Source organism: Pectobacterium peruviense (assembly GCF_003312355.2).
Taxonomy (GTDB): Bacteria; Pseudomonadota; Gammaproteobacteria; order Enterobacterales; family Enterobacteriaceae; genus Pectobacterium; species Pectobacterium peruviense.
In genome coordinates, this window is the sequence record NZ_CP161826.1 from 3488169 (window position 1) to 3507240 (window position 19072).

The following is a 19072-nucleotide window of genomic DNA, read 5'->3' on the forward strand; positions in this document are numbered from 1 at the left end:
ACCAGAAACCGTCCTTCATGCAAATAAGGTTTATACCCCGAAATAATGCATCGCATTAACGTCAACCTTACTTTCCAAATCCCTTTTTATTTGGGAGGCGGTTCCATGTTCTAGAAATGCAGGGAAAATAAAATGACAGCAGCAGCGCAGCTATTTTCATTAAAAAAGAATGCGTCGTTAAAAAGAAAAACATTTCGTCAATCCATCATCGCCGCCAATATCAGTATCGCATTGCTGATGTTGGCAGGTTGTGGCAGTAGCGGAGGAGGCAGCGGTGAAACCGCCAGCGTCGCGCCAACGTCACCATCCCCAACAACACCGACGACACCTACCACACCCACGACGCCAACCACGCCGGAAACGCCGACAGCCTCCGCCGTTAAAGTCGGAATTATTGATTCCGGCCTGGAAGCAGGTCGGCCAGAATTTAATTACGGCAACCTGCATTTTTCATCGTTTATTGGAGGCAGCCCGCAACTTAACGATGATCAAGGCGTTAACGGGCACGGTACGCTGGTCGCACTGGCGCTGGCTGGTTTGGCGACGGAAAGCTATGCGGGAGGCGTGGCACCAGATAGCGAACTCTACATCGCACAAGCATCGGCAAACAATCGCTTTAACTATCAAAACACCACATCCGCCGTGAATTGGCTGCTCAATTCAGGCGTGAAAATTATCAATATGTCCTACGCCGCGGATGAGCGTCTCACCACCACCGCAGAGCTGAATAATGCCAGTAACAACTTTAGCTATCTCTTAGTCCGTAACGAATTGAAAAGCATCGTCGATGCCGAGGCACTGAGCATCGTCGCCACGGGGAATAATGCTGGTTCCACCCCCTCGCCTAATACTCAGATCCCACTGATTTTTGGTGATGCCTCGCTGCAAAAAGGCATTCTCGCCGTTACTGGCTACATCCCTGAATGGGTCGGGCAGGAAGGAACCGAGCGCCCTGCTGAACTTTACCTTTTTGATAAGTGCGGCAATGTCGCGGCCTACTGCATGAGTGCGCCAGGCTATGTGGATTATCCCGTTGTAGGCAGCAGTTCGTCTGAACGTTCGCACGGCACCTCTTTTGCCGCACCACGCGTTGCAGGCGGGGCATCCCGAGTACAGGCGGCCTATCCGTGGATGATCGGCTACAACCTGCAACAGACATTGCTCACCACCGCGACCTACCACACCGATGGCTATACCCGATACGACGCGGAGAATTCTTACTACGAAATCATCAGGGACAGCGAAGGTAACGTCACAGGAAGTATTTTCCATCCCGCTTATATCGCGGTAGCTGATACCGCCAACGGACGCCCTTATAACGATACCTTTGGCTGGGGCGATCTGGACGTCGATAAAGCCGTAAAAGGCCCGGCAATGTTTTATGCCGATAACTTCACCGCTCGTTTAACCGCAGGCGATTACACGTTCGCTAACGATATCAGCGGCGACTACGGCCTGATCGTCAACGGCGCCAGCAATGCAGGTGGCGCTCTGCATTTGACCGGCACCAACACCTATAAAGGTGATACACAAATCACCGCCAACCGTTTGTACGTTGACGGCTCAATTGCGGGCAACGCCAGCGTATCCGGCTTCGGCACGCTAGCAGGAAAAGGCCGGATTGGCGGTAATGTGAATAATACGGGTATCGTTGCCACCACCGCAGAAGGCGGACTGACCGTCGCAGGTAACTATACTCAGGGCAGCAGCGGCCTGCTGAACGTGACACTGGCAAATCCGTTTACCATAGAGGGAACGGCTACGTTAAATGGTGGATTACGCGTTGGCCTGCCCAGCAACACCTACATCGTCCAAACGCAGGAAACGCTGCTGCACAGCAATCAGGGCATCAGCGGCACGTTTAGCACCACCGACCTCGGGCTATTCCTGACAGGAAACCTGACTTACGGCAGCAACGAGGTCACGGGCGCATTCAGCCGCCTTAATACCGTAGACGCGGTCATCAACAGCGGCTTGCAAAGCGCCGCACAATTGCAGACAGCTGCCAATGTTGAATCGGCGCTACAGGTTGCCGACCGCTGGTCAGCCTTATCCTCGACCAGCGAGCAGCAATCCAGTTTGCTGACGAAAGCCGCCGCATTCCAGCAGTTAGGCAGCGCGAGTGCCGCAGCCATCGCGCTGGATTCACTGTCTGGTCAGGCGCATGCATCCAGCAATGCCATTCTGTTTAACAGCCTGGATTACCAGAACCAGTTACTGAATAACCGACTTGATCTGTTAGGGAACGGGAAGAACTACGGGCTATGGATTGAAACTGGCAAGCTGCGCGGCGATCTGAAACAGTCCGGCTATCTGGGTAGCCATTACGATATCACCCTGACAGCCATCGGTACGGATACCGATTTCAACACCCCAGGATTACGCGCCGGGATTGCCTATACCAACAGCCAGATCAAAGCAGACTACGACGGTAGCGGCGGTAGTAGTGAGAATGAGTTGCACGGAGTAATGACCTACGCGCGCTACAACCTCACGCCGGAATGGTTCGTTCAGGGCAACCTGAGCTATCAGCACGGCCGCGATAAGCTGAAGCGTTCTATCCTGCTGAATAATGTCGAAGCCGTTTCCAGCAGCACGTCAAGCGATAGCTGGCAGAGCCTGCTCAAAACGGGATACGAATTTGCACTCAACGATATCTTTAGCGTTCAACCCTATGCAGGTCTCAAATACAGCTACCTGTCTACTGGCGGATTTACGGATACCGGCAGCGCATTGGGGCTGACGGGAGAAGGCAACGATTATTCGCGTACCGTTGGTCTGACAGGGCTTAATCTGCGCGCCCTGCTGCAATGGAATCAGGGATGGTGGAGCAGCATCGGGGTTAGCGGTGAGTACCAACATGCATTTACCAACCCATCGCTTGATGTCTCCGCCCGCTGGAGCGGACTGGGCCGCGAAGGAGAACGCCTCGATATACCGGGCATTCGACTGGACAAAGACTCGCAGTGGGCAGGCGTGAGGCTGGACGTGGGTAAAGCGGCAGATGCGCGTTTCTTCCTACGTGCTGACAAACACTTTGCCGATCGCGGTAACGAAGAAGTGTTGCGCGGCGGCGTCGACGTTTCCTTCTAATAATCTATGACGCTGGCGGTATCTCCGTCGGCGTCAATTTGATATCCACGCCGTCACCGAAAAGAACACGTTATATTAGAAAGTGCAGACTCACTCTTTTTAGGTATCCTTTTTCTACCATATCAGCCACCACAATTCTGAAATAAAGGAAGTAAGAAATGGCACAGGACAGAGATGAAATCTATCGATTCGTGGGCGAACTGTTGCGCAGCATCCAACATGGCGATCCGGCTGCTTTAGTGGGTTTTGGCGTGAGCCCGGCTATTTACGAAGAGATTCTTGAGGAATTGGATAGTGTGGGGGAAAACATGGTGGAGCTGACGCTTCCGCCTTATGACATAGCTTTTATACCAGATAGAACGGGCAGAATTCCCCTGTGCAGTTACGCGATGGACGCCTCCCCTCAGCGCAAGAGAGTGGAATGCCAGCTCTGGTCTGGAGAGAAAAAGACCGAACTGACGTTAATTGCCGACTACCCAGAGAAACTGGGGAAAACGTCTCTGGTTTTCCGACTCTTAGAAACGCAATAACTCCGCCCCTGTTTGAGCGGAAGTCTCCCATTGAAGACAGCAGAAAACATCACTCACCGCGCCAGGCCAAACCACGTTCACTAAATGCCCTATCAGAATCTGGATGCGGCGGTGCGTCATCGCCCACATGAGCATCCCTCGCATACCGACGGTCACTTTCGGCTAACGGTGTCAGGTGTAGATGATGAGTATGCAAAGCCGCCAGCGATTCCCGATGCGCTACGCTGATAATCGCGCTGTCAGGTAAGGCAGTGACCAATGCCTGATACACCAGTTGCTCTGTCTCAGGATCGAGCGCACTGGTGGCTTCATCCAGAAAAACAAAATCGGGCCGATGCAACAACGCACGGGCTATCGCCATTCGCTGCTGCTCACCGCCGGATAACCGCTGCTGCCAGCGATCCTCATCATTCAGCTGCGAGGCCATGTCCGGTAATTCGCTGCTGATAAGCGCCTGTCGGCACTGTCCGTCGGTAAAATCCCGCACATTGCTGGGGTAGCACAATGCCGCTTTCAGCGTTCCCGTCGGGAGGTAGCTTTTCTGCGGTAAAAACAGCGTGCGACAGTGGCGAGGCAGTGCAATCGCCCCGCTACCGTGCTGCCATAGTCCGGCACAGGCGCGCAGCAACGTGCTTTTACCCACGCCCGATGCTCCATTGATCATCCAGCGCTCACCGGGCAAGACCTGCCAGTCATCTAACGCGGTCAGCGCACGGCCATCCGGCGTTAACAGCCGCAGATTCTCGCAGGAAAACCCAAGGCCATCGTGTTCCGTCACCCGAATAGGTGATGATTTCCGCACGCTTTTGTTCAGCGCTTCTTCCATATCCTGCAAACGCTTCGTCAGCGCCAGCCAGCGCGTAAAGGACTGATACGCCTGCATAAAATAACTCAGCGTCGCCCCCAGAGAACCGTAAGCCATCTGAATCCGCGTCAAATCGCCAAAGGTGATCTCTCCACGTAACAGCTGTGGCAGCGCCAATAGCGTCGGCAACGGTGAGAGAAAATGGCTAAACAGACTCTGACCAAACGACACCTTAAAACCACGCAGCAGCACAGCTAGCGCATTGTCACGCACGCGAGCAAACCGCTGGGCCAGCCGTTCGCCTTCCCGCGCCCCTCCCTGATAGAAAGCAATCTGTTCCGCGTTTTCACGTAACTGAACACCCAGAAAACGGAAGTCACCTTCCGCATTTTGTTGATTCATATTCAGCTTTATCAACGCCTTACCCAGCCAGTGCGACAGCGCAACCTGAAGGATATATTCGATATAGAGGGCGTAAACCATATAGCCGGATATCGCCCAGTCGCTGCCCATAAACGAGAAACGCAGTACCCCAGACACCGACCACAGCAGCGCCGTGTACGTGACAGTGCTGATGACGACCGAGATAAGGCCGAGAAAAAAGTTCAGCGAGGCCGACACCAGTTCGTTAACGTCATCGGCGATACGCTGATCGATATTCGACAGCGCACCGTCTCTCTCTATTTCGTAATAAGCCGATGTCCCCGTCCAACGCCGGATATAATTGAGCGTCATCCAGGTACGCCAGCGCAACGCCAGATACCCTTGACTGAGCACGTTTACCCATCTCAGCATCATCGCGCTCAAACCGAGGATGAAGCTGAAGATAAACAGCGGCTTTATTTGCTCCCAATCCAGCCCAATCAACGCATCGGTGAATTTCCCCGAGACTCGGTTCGCCTCCACGCTGATGTAGGCCGTACCCAGATTGATGCTAATAATCACCGCCAGAATAAACAGCGCCAGATACTTCTCTGGCGCCTGCCAATAGGGCATCAGAATCTGGCCGATGCCCGGTCTTGTCGTACTCGTCTCGCTTGCGTTCATGCGCCGTTTCTACCTGCTGATTCGTGTGAATGACCGTTCTCGTTATTTGTCTAACAGATTGGCCGAACGGATTATCAGAACGAATACGTCCCAGTGAGACGCCACGTCCGCCCTTCTTTCACACCGATATACAGCGGCGTCGTGCTGGTGTAGTAGATATCGCGATCGAAGACGTTATTGACGCCCAGCGTCAGCGACCAGTCAGGCTGGCGGTAAAACACCGATGCATCGGTTGATGCCGAGCTGCCGATAGTGAAGACGTTATTGGCCGGGCCGTTCTGCGTTTTCGATGAACCGCTGATACCGACTGATGCACCGGCACCCTGATAGCGTCCAGACTGCACTTCATAAGACGTCCACACGTTTCCAGAGTGGCGCGGCGTAATCGTGCTACGAACGGTAGTAGGATCCTTATTGTCCGAGTAGGTATAGCTGGCCGTGACATCCCATCCCGGCAACAAAGAACCATTCAAATCCACGTCAAAGCCTTCGCTCTTTCTCCCCGTGGTCGCAATCGGGAAACCGTTTCTATCCGTTACCGCCAGATTTTTTTGCTCAATGCTGAATACGGCTGTCGTCAGCGTGAGGTTGTCATCAAGCAGGTTAAACTTCAGCCCGGCTTCTTTAGACTGCCCCGTCGTTGGCGGGAGCTGGACACCAGAGCGCGAAACCTGCGCGCTGCCGCTAAAGCTATTCAGCAAGTTGGCGTAAATCGTAACGTCCGGTGTGATATCGAAGCTAATGCCGTAATTGGGGATCCACTTGGTCGCGGTGTACGTCGATGCTCGCGTTCCCACCAAATAGCTGTTGTTCCATGTCGAGCGCTTCACCGCCAATTGGAAATGCAGACGGTCAAAGACATCGATCTGATCCTGGAACAAGAAACCACTTTGAATCAGCTTAGACGTGTACGTCCGGCTATTCGGTTCACCGATGCTGGGGAATACCAGCGAGTCTGGGTTATACACGTTCCCATTGGTCATCAGGATAAAGCTGCCGTCATAGCTGGCGTAGCGTTCATGCTTATAGTCATGACCAACCAACAGGGTCTGAGTGACGGGCCCGGTTTCGATTTTCCCGCGAATATCATTTTGCTGGCTCCACGTCTGATTAGTGGATTTATAGGCCAGCGGATGGCTGATTTTGTTGCCATTGGCGGCGATATCCAGCGTTTCGTTCATCTTCATCTGCGAAGCCGTGCTCTGGAAACCCGCTTTACTATTAAATGTCCAATCGTCGACGAGCTTTTGCTCCAATTCATAATAGGCATTCGTCGTTTTCATCTTGTTATGATCGTCTTTATCCCCCAGACGATATTCCGGCAGCTTCTGTATTCTTCCGTTAGCGTAAATCGTTCCGGCAGGTCCCGATTTACGTGCCTGATTCACTTCCGCGCCAACAGTGATCCGCGTATTGTCGTTTTTCCAGGTCAGCGCTGGGGCTAAATAATCACCGTGGTTACCGTTGTAATCAGGAAAGGAGTGCTGAGATTTCATGGTTGAGGCATTCAAACGGTAGCTGAACGCTTTATCGTCCGTGAGCGCGCCGCCCAGATCGATAGCCGTTTTAAATTCACCGTAGCGCGCCGCCTCGACTTTGAGGACATGCAACGGTTCGGTTACCGGTTTTTTACGCACAACGTTAATGGTTCCCGCGGCGGAGCTGCTCCCCGCGAGCACCGATTGTGGCCCTTTCAGCACTTCGACACGTTCGACCCCCTCAATCGCCGTGCCCTGACCAATACCAGCATTGCTGGAGCCCGACAGGCCATCCGTCGCACCGGACGTTACGGCATAGCCGCGCATCCAATACGTAGGCGCACCACGGTTTGACTGAATGGTGACCACGCTGCCCGAGTTTTTTAACGCCTCTTCCAGCGATGTGGCCTGACGTGCCGTAATCAGCTTATTACTGATCACCTGAACCGACTGTGCCGTTTGCTGCAACGACGTGCTGGTGCGTAATGCCGAAGAGGAGGTGCTGGGGTTCAATACGGTTTCATCTTCACTGCCTGCGCTGACGGTAATCGCTGGTAGCGTTTTATCACTCGCCTGCGCCACTTCTGCATCATTAGCGCGGGAAGAAACAATGGTCAACGTGCCATTACCCGTCGTCGTCAATAATAACGGCGTACCTTGCAGCAAGCGTAAAATAGCCTGACGCGTTGAATAATTGCCATTCAGCGCGGCACTCTGATAATTCGCCACCAGCGCAGGATTAAAAGAGAGTGTCTGTTTGCTTTGATTGGCGATTGCCAATAGCCCTTTTTGCAGGTCGCCCGCAGGAATAGAAAATGCCACGGTGTCATTTTCACCCGCCGCATAGACGGCCATAGGAACGGTCGTCGCCCCCACGAATAACGCAGAATTAATCGCCAACATATTAGTGAAGAATAAGCGCTTCTTAAAACTCAACCCCAGAGCGGGAGAGGCAGTATTACGTTTTTTCATTTTTCCCTCGTCAATTGCTTCAAAAAATCAGTTTTTATTGGTCTTCGTATGATTTGTGCAATGACGATGAAAAAGTGACAGCGGGAAAGTCATTTTTCCCGTAATTATTTTTTCTCGGTAGAAAACAGATTGATTTGGAAAAACCTTTTCTCTGTATTTTTAAATATAAAAAATGAATCACGCTTCTGAATCGTCTTTTTTATCTCCCGCCAAGAAACATCCAGAAATAGCAATTTACCCATTCCGGTCAGTAACAGAACATTTCTAACTAACTATAGAAAAAAAACGTTGTTTGACTCCTGCAAATTTTGACTTAAAAACAGCACAGGACGCATCGTTCCTTTTTTTCTGCGGCCCTGGGGTATCCCGGTTCAAGCATTGTTGTGATTTACGCGATTTAAGGATGCCCATGTACACAGAGGCTGTTAAAAAACCCGACTTACTGTCACTGATATTTCGCAGCGATTATCGCTGGCTAACGGAAAGATTACGCCGCCGTATTGCCTACGGCTGTGAAGCGGAAGATGTCGCCTCAGAGGCATTTTTACGTTTAGCCTCGCTACCAAATCTTGCCAACGTACAGGAACCGCGCGCGATGCTAACCACACTCGCCAAACGCGTACTGTATGAAAACTGGCGTCGCCGCGATCTGGAAAAAGCCTATCTCACCGCGCTGGCGAGTAAACCTGAATTTCACCATCCGTCGCCGGAAGAGCAACAGCTGTTGATGGAGGCGCTGCTCACTATCGATCAAGCGCTGGATGGGCTATCCACCAAAGCACGGCAGGCATTTCTGTTCAGCCAGCTTGATGGCATGACCTATGCCGACATTGCCGTACAGCTCGATGTCTCCGCCAGTATGGTGAGAAAATATATCGCCAAAGCGCTGACCAACTGCTATCTGGCCACGCAGGACAGCAGTGACTTATAGGTGAACCGCATGGCAAGACGACACATGGATGACCCGATTGCCGAACAGGCGATTGAATGGATGGTGCTGCTGCGTTCCGGCGAAGCAACACAGACCGATTACGATGAGTACCGCCGCTGGCGATACGAAAACCCTCTACATGAGCGCGCCTGCCAACGCATCGAGCAAACGCTGGGGAAATTTCAGCCGCTTCTCGCCGCACTGCCTCACGAACCGATTCGCCAGGCGCTATTAGCACCATCAGGTCGGCGCAAAGTCCTGCAATATGGTCTGGGCATGGTGGCTGTCGCCTCGCTAAGCAGTCTGCTACTTAACCAGCATTACCCCCTGTCACCGCTTCTGTCCGATGTGAAGACTGCCACGGCACAGCGTCAGCAGGTTCCGCTCAGCGATGGCAGCACGCTCATGTTGAACGCGCGTACCGCCGTCGATATCAACGTTGAACCAGAAAATACCCTTCGTCAGGTCGGCATTCTCAACGGCGGTGTCTTCGCGAAGATTAAGTCGGATGCACAGCGCCCTTTTATTATTGATACCCACATGGGCAATATCGTCGCGCTTCAAGCCAATGTGAACGTGCGTCATGAAAGCGGCGGTATCCACGTCGGCGTGCTGGATAACATCGCCAAGGTGACTAACCACGCAGGCCAAAGCCTGCGCCTTCACGCGGGTCAAGGCGTCTGGTTCGATCGCTCAACGCTCTATCAGGTTGCCGTCACGCCGGAGGCGGAAAGCGCCTGGATGCAGGGTCGTCTGGAAGTCCGCGATCGCTCTCTGGCCTCGGTCATCAGCGAGCTGCGTGATTACACTCCCGGCATTATCCGGTTAGATCCCGCTATCGCCGATCTGCGCGTCAGCGGCAATTTCCCGCTAGATAATCTGAACTACACGCTGGACTCTCTGGCGCAAACCATGCCCATCGCGATTGTGCATACCACCGATTACTGGATACATATCCGCGCCGCCGACGCCAGACGCGTATAAGCGATGGCTCGCAAAGGTGGTAGTCAGGGATGGCAAGCCGCAAAAAATTTCACGCACGTGGTGACACTTTTCCTGCCTCGTTGCACATCGTTAATAGAGGTCATCACAATCCCGATGTTCAGGGCGGCATAAAGCGCTCAACACCGTAAGCAAGAGCAGCAGAGGAAAACGTGCAACAGGCATCCGTGCAACACCTTTCGTTAAACGCGCGCGTTGATGCGGCACCCGCCGCACGGCGTGACGTCGCACCCGCACAGCCGTCGCGCAGCATGACGGTGGCAGCGCCCGCCCGGGGAGAAATGGGGAAGATTGCGCTCAGCTTTCTGACGGTTGCGCTGATCCATGCTGGTGTCGCCGCCTTACTCATCACGCGAACCACCGAATACACACCAATCAACCTGCTCAATCCAGCAGCCAGTATCAGCATTCAGGCCACGATGGTTGACGCACCGGAACCTGAACCGATTCCTGAACCGTCGCCGGAGCCACCCGTGCTGACATCAGAACAGGGTGAACGTGAAATTGCGCCCGTTCCTGAAAAGCCAGTCGTTGAGGAACAGCAAACGCCACCGCCTCCGGTCAAAAAAGAGGTTCACCAGCCGCCGGTTAAACCAGTGGTAAAACCGCAGCCCGTCCGCCCAAAAACCACCGCCGAGCGTCAGCCTGCGGCGCGTCCGGCGCCGGAGCCGTCTCCCGCCACACCGGAAGCGACGCTAGGCCCGCTGTCGACCGCCAGCAAAGGCAATCTGATGCAGAACAGCCCAGGTGCGCAGCCTAAGCAGGTCGCATCCGTTGGCTGTGTCGTCCCGCAACCTGACTACCCTCGCCGCGCCAAGCGTCTCCAGCAGGAAGGCAATGTGCTGGTTCGTCTGGTAATTAGCCCGGAGGGACGATTGATTCGACACGACATTGCCCGCAGTAGCGGCTATGACGCCCTCGATCAGGCCGCGATTGAAGCCGTAGCACAGGCACGCTGTACGCCTTACCGCGAAAATGGACAGGCCATTACCGTCATGACGATTCAGCCCGTTAATTTCCGGCTGACTCACTAAGAAAGCACCCGCGTTGAAATAGCGCATCCGCCGTTTCGCAAAAACGCCCGAATCAGGTTATTGCATAAGAGGTCACACATGAACACGTTAGATATCCACCATTTCTGGCAGCAGGGCGACGTAGTCACCCACTCGGTAGCCATCATTCTGCTGATTATGTCGCTGCTATCATGGACGGTCATGCTGCTCAAAGCACGACAGCTGTTCGCCTTGAACAAGAGCGTGCAATACAGTCGGAATACCTTTTGGCAGACGACCAGCCTGCAAGAGAGCGTCGAGAAATTCGGTAAGCAGCGTTTTAACCCGTTCCGCGATCTGGTGATCGAAGGGCATGCGCTGCTGAAACACCCACACAAATTCTCTTCCACGTTGGGCGGACACGTCGATCTCAGCGACTGGCTGGTACGCGGCCTGAGCAACACGCTGGACACCAACTCAGGCAAACTGCAATCCGGCCTCGGCACGCTGGCATCTATCGGCAGTACCGCGCCGTTTATCGGCTTGCTGGGCACCGTGTGGGGCATTTTTCACGCGCTGCAAACCATCAGTACCATCGGCCAGCCCGATCTGGCTCAGGTTGCTGGCCCTGTCGGCGAAGCCTTGATCATGACGGCGTTTGGCCTGTTCGTGGCGATTCCCGCTGTACTGGGATTCAACGCGATCAACCGCCGCAATCGCATCGTTCTGCATGCCATGAATCGCTTTGCGCACGATCTGCACGCTTACCTGCTGACTGGCGCACGCGTGGATACCAGTATTACCGACCTTAATAGTGCGGCGCGGTATGAGCCGACTCACCCCGTTGAGCGCTCCGCCTGAAGAGGAACATCGCCATGAGTATGTCATCCCCGTTTGAAAGTCAGGAAGACGCCCTGCTTAACGACATCAACATGACGCCGTTTATTGATGTCATGCTGGTGCTGCTGATCGTGTTCATGATCACCCTGCCGGTCATTAATCATGCCGTCAAAGTGGAACTACCGCGCGCCAGCGTCGAAAAAATCAAGAAAGATCCACAAGCTGTGGATATCGCGATTACCGCAACCGGACAAATTAACTGGAATAAAGAAGCGGTCGATGATGCCCAACTGATCGCCAAACTCGATGCGGCCTCATCCGAAGGCACTCACCCGAATATACGGCTGTTTGCCGATCAGGCCGTCGAATATGGTCGGGTAGCGTATGTCATGACGAATGCCCAGCAGCGTGGCCTGAGCAAAATCGATTTCGTCCTGCAACCCGTCAAAGCCCCCTGACTTCCTCTTTCGCTCTGGTGCTGACAGCCTCGCCAGCATCAGAGCGCATCATCTTCTCCATCATCCAAATGCCTCAGCGTAAAAAAAGTTTCGGCGTGTGGTGACGCTTTTCTTTCTTCGTTGCACATCATGAGTAGAACACTGTCACGCATGGATACCGAATAATGTCTTCTCTTGATGAATCCCCCGTTCTTGCTACGCCGCAGACCGACACGCTTCAGTCGCTGGCCGGAGACGTGCTGGACTTCGCGGCCGCAAAAGGCGCGAGTCAGGCGGTCGTCAGCGTCTCGCAGGGAAACCGCCGCACCATCCGCGTTAGGAACGGCGATATTGATACGCTGACGCAAAACCAAAGCCGCTTCCTGTCCGTTACGGTCTACTTCGGCCAGCGCGCGGGCACCGTTTCTTCGACCTTGTTTAGCAAGGAAGCGTTGCAGGATGCCGTTGACGCCGCCAGCACGCTGGCAAAATATGCCGATGAGGACCCGTGTAGCGGTCTGCCGGAAGCGCAGTATTTCGCCCGTGAGATTTACGATCTTTCGCTGCACAACGCCGATACGCTGACAGTTGAGCAAGCGCTGTCGCTGGCACTGCGTGCCGAGCAGGCCGCCAATACCACGCATGAACATGGCTACAGCGAGAGCACGGAAATCACCTCGCAGCAGGGAGATTTTATTCTGGCGAACTCTGCCGGTTTTTCGGCGGGCTACCCAACATCGTTACACACCCTGTGGAGCCATGCGATTGCGCGTAACGATACGCAACGCCAGCAGGGTTTCTGGCATACCACCGGCAGAGCGCCATCTCTGCTGACCTCGCCAGAGACTATCGGACACACCGCCGCGCAACGTGCGGTAGCACAGCTAGGTGCACGAAAACTCTCAACCCGCCGCTGTCCAGTGCTGTTTGATGCCCCCGTGGCGCACAGCTTGGTTCATCATCTGGTCGGTGCGCTGAGCGGTGCGGCGCTTTATCGCTCCACGTCATTTCTGGGTCAGTGCCTCGGTGAGTCCATCACTGCACCGCACCTGAGCCTGTATGAAAATCCGTTTATTCCCGGAGCACTAGCTAGCGCCTGCTTTGATGCAGAAGGCGTCGCCGCGACTCCGCGGCATGTCATCCACGACGGCATTGCACAAGGCTATTTTCTCTCAAGCTACAGCGCTCGACGCCTGGGGCTCACGACGACCGGACACGCAGGTGGAGCCTATAACCTGAGTGTCAGCAGCAGCCAAAGTCGCGCTGGCGATGACTTGCCAGCGCTGCTGCGCCAGATGCACACAGGACTGCTGGTCACCACGCTGCTAGGACACGGACTGAACCCAATGACGGGCGACTATTCGCAGGGCGTGGCGGGCTTTTGGGTCGAAAACGGCGAGATTCAGTATCCGGTCGAAGAGATCACCATCGCAGGCAACCTGAAAACGCTGCTCTTGCACTGTGTCGCGCTCGGGGCGGACATCCACACGCAGGGTAATCTCTCCTGCGGTTCCCTATTGATTGAAGAGATGCAGATCGCCGGGCAGTAATCCCACATCGCGTCACAGAAACAGGATCACCATCATGCCAATACACGCTTCCAGAGCGGGAGTTTCACCTGCGCTGTCGGCATTTTCGCTGGAAACGACGGAGATAACGCACGCGCTGAACCACATCATGCAGCGTCAGGTGGACTATGCCGATCTCTATTTCCAACGCCGCCAGCAGGAAGGCTGGCAGTTAGAAAACGGTATCGTGCGCCCAACAGGATTTAGTCGCGATCAGGGCGTTGGCGTCCGCGCCGTCAGCGGCGAGAAAACGGCGTTCTCCTACACGAATGACCTCCGTCCGCAGGCGATTCTGCAAGCGGCCAATACCGTAAGAGAAATCAGCCGTCAGGGACAGAACGCCACGGTGGCACTCCCCGCAACGCTGCCGCACGGCATTACCGCGCTCTACCCGTCAGACAATCCCTTACTGGCCGTAACCGAAGAACATAAACGTCAGCTTCTGCTCTCGATCGACAGACAGGCACGCGCCCGCGATCCCCGCGTGACGCAGGTAACGGCTTACCTGAATGCTTCACACGAAACCATTCTGATCGCTCGACATGACGGTCGACTCGCCACCGATGTTCGCCCGCTGGTGAATCTGGTCATCAATGTCGTCGTCGAACAGCAGGGTCGCCGGGAGAATGGTTCCAGCGGTGGCGGGCGACGCCTCGACTACCGATTCTTTGCTGACGAGACGGTCAGCCAGTGGGTTAATCAGGCTGTCGATCAAGCGCTGAATAATCTGGATGCCAGTCCGGTTCCGGCAGGCACTTACAGCGTAATCCTCGGTGCAGGTTCGCCCGGCATTTTGCTGCATGAAGCTATCGGGCACGGGTTGGAAGGCGATTTTAATCGCAAAGGCAGTTCCGCATTTTCCAGTCTGTTAGGAGAACGCGTCGCCGCGCCGGGCATTACCGTCGTGGATGACGGCACGCTCGCCAACCGGCGGGGTTCGCTGCATGTGGACGATGAAGGCACGCCGTCGCAGTGCACGACATTAATCGAAGATGGCATCCTGCGCGGGTATTTACAGGACAGCCTCAACGCCAAACTGATGAATACCGCCCTGACGGGCAACGCGCGTCGGGCTTCCTACTCCGCGCTGCCGCTGCCGCGCATGACCAACACCTACATGCTGGCCGGACAATATCCTGCCGAAGAAGTGATCGCGTCGGTCAAAAATGGCCTCTACGCCGTCGGCTTCGGCGGCGGGCAGGTTGATATCAGTAGCGGGAAATACGTCTTTTCCACCACAGAAGCCTACCTGATTGAAAACGGACGCGTCACCCGCCCGGTTAAAGGTGCCACGCTGATTGGTCACGGACCAGAAGCACTGCTGCACGTCGCGATGGTGGGCAACGATCTGGCTTTGGATGACGGCAATATCGCTTGTACTAAAGAAGGCCAATCCCTGCCCGTCAGCGTCGGCCAGCCAACGCTTCGTATCGACAACATGACCGTAGGCGGCTCGCAGTAAGCCGTGCGTCACGGTTCATTGCCCCCTACTTAACTTACTCACGATTTTCTCTAAACGGAGACACCATGTCAGACGCCATTATCACTGCCACCGATACCTCGCTGGATGCGTTGCTCACGACTAGCGACAAACCCATTCTGCTCGATCTGTGGGCGCCCTGGTGCCAGCCGTGTAAAACGCTGGCTCCACTGCTGAACACGATTGCGGATAACACGCCAGACAACCTGACCGTCGCCAAGCTGGATGTGGAGCAATATCCGGCATTCATGCAGCGTTTTGGCGTGCGCGGTATTCCTACGCTGCTGCTGTTTAAAAATGGGCAAGAGATTTCACGGCAGATCGGCGTGAAAACGCTGGCGCAGCTACGCGGCTGGCTGGAATCGCACGAGATTGCGATACAGAACACCACGCAGCCGTTGGCAGACACTCGCGTTACGTGGAGCACGTTCTATGGTGATGCTTCGCTGCACACTTTCCTCCACCAGCGCCTACGTCAGCATGCGGTGGACGGCAATATCGAACACGCATTTTCCCCCTACTGGCAGGACAACAAAGGCTCAGTCTCTGCTGCGCTGGCGCACAATGCAGACATTCGCATCTTTGAACGCATCACCGGATTACCGGCCTCGCTCGGCCTGCTGCTGGAGAAACTGCCGAGCACCACGCCAGAACAGGTTGATGCCCTCTTTGCGGCTCTCGCTCCGGGAAAAACGGCAGATGGCGTTGCGCTTCAATGGCTGCACCACTGGTTAAGTCACGAAGAGAATCAATGGTCTGACTGGCTGGCAGATAAAACCGTAGATGGCTTACGCCAGCAGTGGGTTCAGGCAATTTCACAGCTGTTAGCGGGTGAAGCCGTGGCAGAAAGCGAATGGACGGCACTGCACCAGCAGGCGATAAGCTGGGAAGAAAAAGCGGCTACCGAACTGGGTCTGGAAAAGAATATTGCAACAATACTCGCCAGCCTATCGCCGCCGCCTGCCGCGTCCGACGCTGATAGCTGGCGCAGCATCAGCACCACTCTTGGCTTCGCGCTGGCGCAAATCCTGCAAATTAAAGACGGATGGAGCAGAGAAGAACGCGCAACGCCAGATAAGCGCTTCCGCTGGTTTCAGGCACAGGAAGACGCCACGCCGAGCAAAAAGCTAACGGATGAGCAAATTACCGCGCTACGTGAACAGTGGCTTCAGGAGAACTCGGATTTTTCCGCGAAAGAGGACGCATTTTATCAGCGCTACCCACAGCTGTCAGAAGCGCAGAAAATCCCCTTACAGGAAACGCTGTGGGAATTGCTTCGTCATGCGCCCGCCTTCAAATCACAGCTGGACTGATACAGTAGTCTGCACCTTCATAACGCGGCGTTGACGCGTCCTTCTGGTCACGCATGATGCTGGCAGCCACGCTGTCAGCGTCAGCATGATAGCGAAAAAGTAGATACACCTGCCGCCCCGCCAATAAACCTGATGATTCAATAGTAAAAAAATGGTCGAATAGCCTGATAGGTAACGATCAACATTGCTATCGAGGCACGGTTAAGGCCGTTGTTCGTGGGTTTAAAAGGATTCAATAAACACATCCACACACTTTCCTACTCGGGTGAATAACCATGCAAGACGAATCAACGCAAAACTATTTTGAAACCAGTGATGGAGCCGTTCGCATTTGGATCGAACAAGGCACATCTATCCAGATCCAGGCAATGACAGAACATCACGACCCCGTTGAGCTCTCTGCATCGGAAGCATTGGAAATAGCAAACGTGCTGCAAAAATTCGCGGCGTGTCTCTGAAAAGTGATGCAATGAGTGGATTTCGTGTTGCTATCTATACCTACATTACGCTTCTTCGCCAGCGCTCACAGCGTTGCGCATCGAGCTCGATTAGCGCACTGGTAGTTTCTTCTCGCCAGCGTTTCAGTAGTGCTTTTTTGCCAGTTAGCCCTAACGTAGCAGCAGCCTGTTCGCCTTCACTCGGTTTTTCCGCCAACAGACGTAGCGCAGGCAGCGGGAACGAGGTGTGAATCAGCAGGCGGCAGATCGCAGCGAAGCTCGCCTCCATCGGCCGATGCGCAAACGCAAAACCCGCCAGCTCACGCCAGTCGTCGTCATTCAGCGCAATACTTTCGGTATCCAGCTCCGTATTTTCCGTCTGCGGCAGCGCGAGGCTCAGCGGAATCATGCGTTGTAGCCAATACCAGTCGCGCGCCAATTGCTGGCTCCCCTGCAGTGCCAGTTCATACCCCGCGTCACTTAGCGGCAGTATCGCCATCGCGCTGTAGCAGCCACTACTGGCCTCAAGATGGCTGCCGATGCGCACCAGTTGAAACCCACACGACTGCCAGAACGCCCACAGGTCTGGCTGATAGCCGAAGCTAACCGACAGATAATCCAGCGCCTGCTTTTGTGCCTCACGTGTCTGCTCTGCGATTAATGCTCGCCCTATCCCCTGTCGGCGAGATGACGACGCAATCGCAATCCGGCTCACACGACGCGCACGCAGCGTCGGTGCCTTCCACAAGCCAGCATGCGCTGCCAGCGATTGCGCCACCAGATTACCGCGCGGGCGTCGCCGTCCTGCCCAAACATCATGAGCCAGTGACTCAGACAGACCGCCTTCCTCCACCAGCCATAGCACGCCACAAATATCATCCGCCACCTGTGCGCTGGCAATATGCATGCCCGGCGCATCCATCAATCGGCGCAAATCCAACGGCGAGGTACGATAATGAGCACTGCACAATAGCGCGTAGCACCACATCAGGCGTTCGGGATGTGTCAGCCAGTCGTCGGCACGTTCGGTTCGAATATCCAGTTCGGCAGAGGGCTGAGTCAGTGCGCCATCAGCGGGATTCAGCGGAGAATGAAGCAAGGCTGGTTCGTTGAAAAATAGCGCCTGATCCAACACGCGTTCCAGCGGATCGTTAGTAGCCCAGCGCAGAGGATCTTCCAGCGAAAATACGCGACACTGCGGCAATGCCGCACAAAACTTCAGCAGAAAACCCCGTCCCGTGCCTTCATACCCCAGCACCGTCGTGGTCATCAAAATGCGAGGAAAATAGGGCAACAGCGCAGTCAGTACAGAAGACGGAATCGCCGCTGCTTCATCAATCAGCAGCCAGTCGACATCAGGTACACCATGAAGGCGACAGTGTGCCAGCAGCGCATCCGGTGCCCAGAATGGCGCATCGCCGCGCGCGTGCTGTTGCAGAATATCCGTCGCTGAACGGGAAGGTGCGGTGATCCAGCAAACTCCGCGGCTACGCTGTGTCAGCATTCCCGCCAGCGTCGATTTTCCCCGCCCGCGCGGTGCAGTAATCACAAATACGCCAGACTCGGCGGTATTCAGCTCATGGAGGATGTGCTGCTGTTGCGCGGTCGGTTCACCCTGCGCAGGCTGCCAGTCTGATCTTACAGCCAGTGGCGAAATCACAGGTTCTTGGCCTTGTTGCCAGAGAACCACATCGTCATCGGCCAGCAGCCGTCGCTGAAAATGCTGAATAAAGTGCGGAGTAGCAATCGGCTGCGCGTTTTCGCTCCAGCGCAGGCTGTCTTGATCCGGCAGCGTCGACCATTCCTGCCACGACGGAACCAGCATAATCAGCCAGCTACCAGCCTGTAACGTGCCTGACAGCATCGCCAGCGCTTCGACATCCACACCGCTGCGCGCATCAAATACCGAGTGAAGAAACTCTCGCCCCAGTAATGTCCGAACACGACTGGCTGGCAGCGAAGTGACAAAGTCAGGTGCGTGTTCGCTAATCCATAGCCAGTCACCCGTTGACTGGCGGCTAAGCGTTAGCGCCTGTTCTTCACACCAGTTCGCCTCACCGCTCAGCACCAGCAGTCGCCGGGCGCCATAGCGTTGCTGCTGGTGTTGGCTGTGGAGAAAATCACGCAATATCATCACACGCGCCAGA

14 protein-coding genes are annotated in these 19072 nt (G+C 54.9%); 11 read left to right on the forward strand and 3 right to left on the reverse strand.

The window, feature by feature from the left end; translation table 11 throughout:
• The first annotated feature begins 132 nt into the window (after positions 1-132).
• Positions 133-3093, forward strand: a complete 2961-nt coding sequence (locus DUT67_RS15845; RefSeq protein WP_113632300.1) for an autotransporter domain-containing protein — start codon at positions 133-135, stop codon at positions 3091-3093.
• A 158-nt stretch (positions 3094-3251) separates the two neighbouring features.
• Positions 3252-3623, forward strand: coding sequence for a hypothetical protein (locus DUT67_RS15850; RefSeq protein WP_113632299.1), 372 nt, complete (start codon positions 3252-3254; stop codon positions 3621-3623).
• A gap of 49 nt (positions 3624-3672) precedes the next feature.
• On the opposite strand, the gene DUT67_RS15855 is transcribed toward DUT67_RS15850, so the two are convergent.
• On the reverse strand, positions 3673-5475 hold the full coding sequence (locus DUT67_RS15855; RefSeq protein WP_113627296.1) for an ABC transporter ATP-binding protein/permease: 1803 nt from the start codon (positions 5473-5475) through the stop codon (positions 3673-3675).
• A 74-nt stretch (positions 5476-5549) separates the two neighbouring features.
• Positions 5550-7925 carry a TonB-dependent receptor gene (locus DUT67_RS15860; protein ID WP_113632298.1) on the reverse strand — a complete coding sequence of 792 codons (2376 nt, stop codon included), beginning with the start codon at positions 7923-7925 and terminating at the stop codon, positions 5550-5552.
• Positions 7926-8334: 409 nt separating this feature from the next.
• Between DUT67_RS15860 and DUT67_RS15865 the strand changes: the two genes are divergently transcribed.
• From DUT67_RS15865 to DUT67_RS15905, 9 genes are all read left to right on the forward strand, one after another.
• Positions 8335-8856 (forward strand): sigma-70 family RNA polymerase sigma factor, encoded by a 522-nt coding sequence (locus DUT67_RS15865; protein ID WP_048259239.1) that lies wholly within the window; start codon positions 8335-8337, stop codon positions 8854-8856.
• Between the two features lie 9 nt (positions 8857-8865).
• Positions 8866-9840: a FecR family protein gene (locus DUT67_RS15870; RefSeq protein ID WP_223254613.1), complete on the forward strand. Its 975-nt coding sequence runs from the start codon at positions 8866-8868 to the stop codon at positions 9838-9840.
• 170 nt (positions 9841-10010) lie between these two features.
• Positions 10011-10892, forward strand: coding sequence for an energy transducer TonB (locus DUT67_RS15875; RefSeq protein ID WP_113627293.1), 882 nt, complete (start codon positions 10011-10013; stop codon positions 10890-10892).
• A gap of 78 nt (positions 10893-10970) precedes the next feature.
• Positions 10971-11711 (forward strand): MotA/TolQ/ExbB proton channel family protein, encoded by a 741-nt coding sequence (locus DUT67_RS15880; RefSeq protein WP_113632297.1) that lies wholly within the window; start codon positions 10971-10973, stop codon positions 11709-11711.
• A gap of 14 nt (positions 11712-11725) precedes the next feature.
• Positions 11726-12148: a biopolymer transporter ExbD gene (locus tag DUT67_RS15885; RefSeq protein WP_113627291.1), complete on the forward strand. Its 423-nt coding sequence runs from the start codon at positions 11726-11728 to the stop codon at positions 12146-12148.
• A 164-nt stretch (positions 12149-12312) separates the two neighbouring features.
• A complete protein-coding gene (locus DUT67_RS15890) occupies positions 12313-13677 on the forward strand; it encodes a TldD/PmbA family protein (protein ID WP_113627290.1) in 1365 nt (454 codons plus the stop codon).
• 34 nt (positions 13678-13711) lie between these two features.
• Entirely contained in the window at positions 13712-15157 is a 1446-nt protein-coding gene (gene tldD, locus DUT67_RS15895; RefSeq protein WP_113632296.1) for a metalloprotease TldD, read from the forward strand.
• A gap of 65 nt (positions 15158-15222) precedes the next feature.
• Positions 15223-16488 carry a thioredoxin gene (gene trxA / locus DUT67_RS15900; RefSeq protein ID WP_113632295.1) on the forward strand — a complete coding sequence of 422 codons (1266 nt, stop codon included), beginning with the start codon at positions 15223-15225 and terminating at the stop codon, positions 16486-16488.
• 275 nt (positions 16489-16763) lie between these two features.
• Positions 16764-16946 (forward strand): hypothetical protein, encoded by a 183-nt coding sequence (locus DUT67_RS15905; RefSeq protein ID WP_189339506.1) that lies wholly within the window; start codon positions 16764-16766, stop codon positions 16944-16946.
• A gap of 40 nt (positions 16947-16986) precedes the next feature.
• Here DUT67_RS15905 and DUT67_RS15910 read toward each other — a convergent pair whose 3' ends face one another.
• Positions 16987-19059 carry a tRNA(Met) cytidine acetyltransferase TmcA gene (locus DUT67_RS15910; RefSeq protein WP_113632293.1) on the reverse strand — a complete coding sequence of 691 codons (2073 nt, stop codon included), beginning with the start codon at positions 19057-19059 and terminating at the stop codon, positions 16987-16989.
• Between the last annotated feature and the right edge of the window lie 13 nt (positions 19060-19072).